Source organism: Terasakiella brassicae (genome assembly GCF_014641495.1).
Classification (GTDB): Bacteria; Pseudomonadota; Alphaproteobacteria; order Rhodospirillales; family Terasakiellaceae; genus Terasakiella; species Terasakiella brassicae.
The window spans coordinates 1-2,021 of the sequence record NZ_BMHV01000063.1 but is presented as its reverse complement, the minus strand read 5'-3'; the positions used below and the strand labels follow the sequence as shown (position 1 = coordinate 2,021).

At 44.9% G+C, this 2,021-nt stretch carries 2 protein-coding genes; one reads left to right on the top strand and one right to left on the bottom strand.

What is annotated here, in order from left to right; all coding sequences use genetic code 11:
* The first annotated feature begins 91 nt into the window (after nucleotides 1-91).
* A complete protein-coding gene (locus IEW74_RS17160; RefSeq protein WP_188667399.1) occupies nucleotides 92-1,462 on the top strand; it encodes a DUF6538 domain-containing protein in 1,371 nt (456 codons plus the stop codon).
* On the opposite strand, the gene IEW74_RS17155 is transcribed toward IEW74_RS17160, so the two are convergent.
* Entirely contained in the window at nucleotides 1,446-1,793 is a 348-nt protein-coding gene (locus tag IEW74_RS17155; RefSeq protein ID WP_188667397.1) for a hypothetical protein, read from the bottom strand. The genes IEW74_RS17160 and IEW74_RS17155 overlap by 17 nt on opposite strands.
* Between the last annotated feature and the right edge of the window lie 228 nt (nucleotides 1,794-2,021).

Genomic DNA, 2,021 nt, shown 5'->3' with positions numbered 1-2,021 from the left:
ATTCTTATCATCGGTTTTCTGATCGTTTTTAGCCAGAATCGGCAAAGTGAAACACACAACTGGTACACACGGTGTATCGGGGGTGGTCATAATGGCTAAACTCCCCAACCTATATCGGCGTGGAAATATCTGGCGATACCGTCGTCGGGTTCCTCATGACATTCAAGATAATATCGGTCGCAAAGAATTCCTTAAATCGCTAAATACTGCCGATTATAGCACCGCTGTGCGACGTTACCGAACCGTCTGCAATGAGGTTGAACAGATTATTACAGAAGCCCGTGGTGTCGTTTTAAATGACAATTCTGGCTGGTCCACACTGATACACAAAAGTGATACACACGACCCACAGATCAAAGCTCCACCGTTATCCGACGTTGATGGTCTTCGAACGTTAATTAAAACGGTAGTGGAAGAAGTTCTGGAAGTTCATACACCGAAGAAACCTTCCATCACGCTGGACGACCTGTACCAGCGATATATGGATGATCCGGCTCGCAATCGGTCAAAGAAAACGGTGATGACGTATCAGTCGGTTTACAACGTGCTGATAGACATCTTCGGTGCCGATAAACCCATCGCCGATATTGATCGTGAAGATTGCCGCCAATTCATGGATGTGGTAAGGCATCTACCTGCGAATGCTCGAAAGAAGTTTCCGAAGAAATCGTTGGTGAAAATATCTGCTATTGCCCGTGAGCGTAAGATGAAGCCAATGGCACCACTCACAATCAACAAATATGTGAACAAGTTGTCTGCGATGTTGAATTGGGCCGTCGATGAAGAATTGCTGGATCATAATCCTGCAATCGGCTTGAAGGTTGCCGATCCGGTTCATGCCCAAGATAAACGTCTCCCGTTCTCGGAACATCAGTTGACCAAAATCTTCACGGCGTTGTCGGATAAATCTGGTGCTGAATTCTGGGTTCCGTATATCGGACTTTACAATGGACTTCGGTTAAACGAAATCTGCCAACTGAATGTCGAAGATATAATCGTCCGGGATAAAGTGTGGTGCTTCAACATCACCCGTGAGACAGATCGTGGTGTTGATGACAAAGTATTGAAGACCAAAGCGTCTGAACGTATCGTTCCAATTCACCCTCAGTTATTGGAATTGGGCTTCATGCGATACCTGAAACAGTTTGAGCGTAAACCACGGGGGAAGTTGTTTCCTGATATTCGCGTAGGTACCACCGGGTATCGCTCAGACATCTTTTCAAAGTGGTTTGCTCGATTTTTAAAGTCCATTGACGCCGATGGTGATCGTACCAGTTTCCATTCTTTTCGCCATAACTTCCGTGATGCCCTACGTGAAGCTGATGTCCGACACGAAATCGCTATGTTGCTCGGTGGTTGGTCTGATGGATCACGTGGGAAATCTGTGCAGATGTTCTATGGCAAAGGGTATACCATGAAGGTCGTCTTGGAAGAATTGGCGAAAGTCAGATATGTAGTTTGAGATGACATTGCGGCCATAACACATCAATATCTTCAATAACGACATAACCCTTTTCCTTGAGGGTTTCTGTCATCTCTTGAGCATGTTTGGCGTCGTTTGCCAATAACGCCATATGCTGCCATGTCGGGTCGTGGCGACAATTCAAGGAACAGTCATCGTAAACTTTTGCCGTAAACTTATCGACTGCCGATTCCAGTGTTTGGGCCTCGCATTTACTTACAGAACAAGTCTCAAATGTACCCCAGCATGTTTCATGAGCATCTGAACGGACAAACACATATTGGTTTTGTCCGTCATGAGGAATGTGGCTATTAAAGGTGATTTCTTCCATCGGATTTTCTCCTTGTTATTTTTGCTTAAACCGATGGCATTGTGACGCTGGACATGAGTAAAAGTCCATAAACTTTTGGGACAAATATAGAGGATTGAATATTTGTGATACGTCGTATGGAAAAGTTGAAGGCGACGACTTTTTAAAACCGTTTCCATGCATAACACCTGTCAAGTTTCCCGAGCCAAAAGCCCGAGTGTAATCCAAAAACAGGGTGGACAGTTTTCA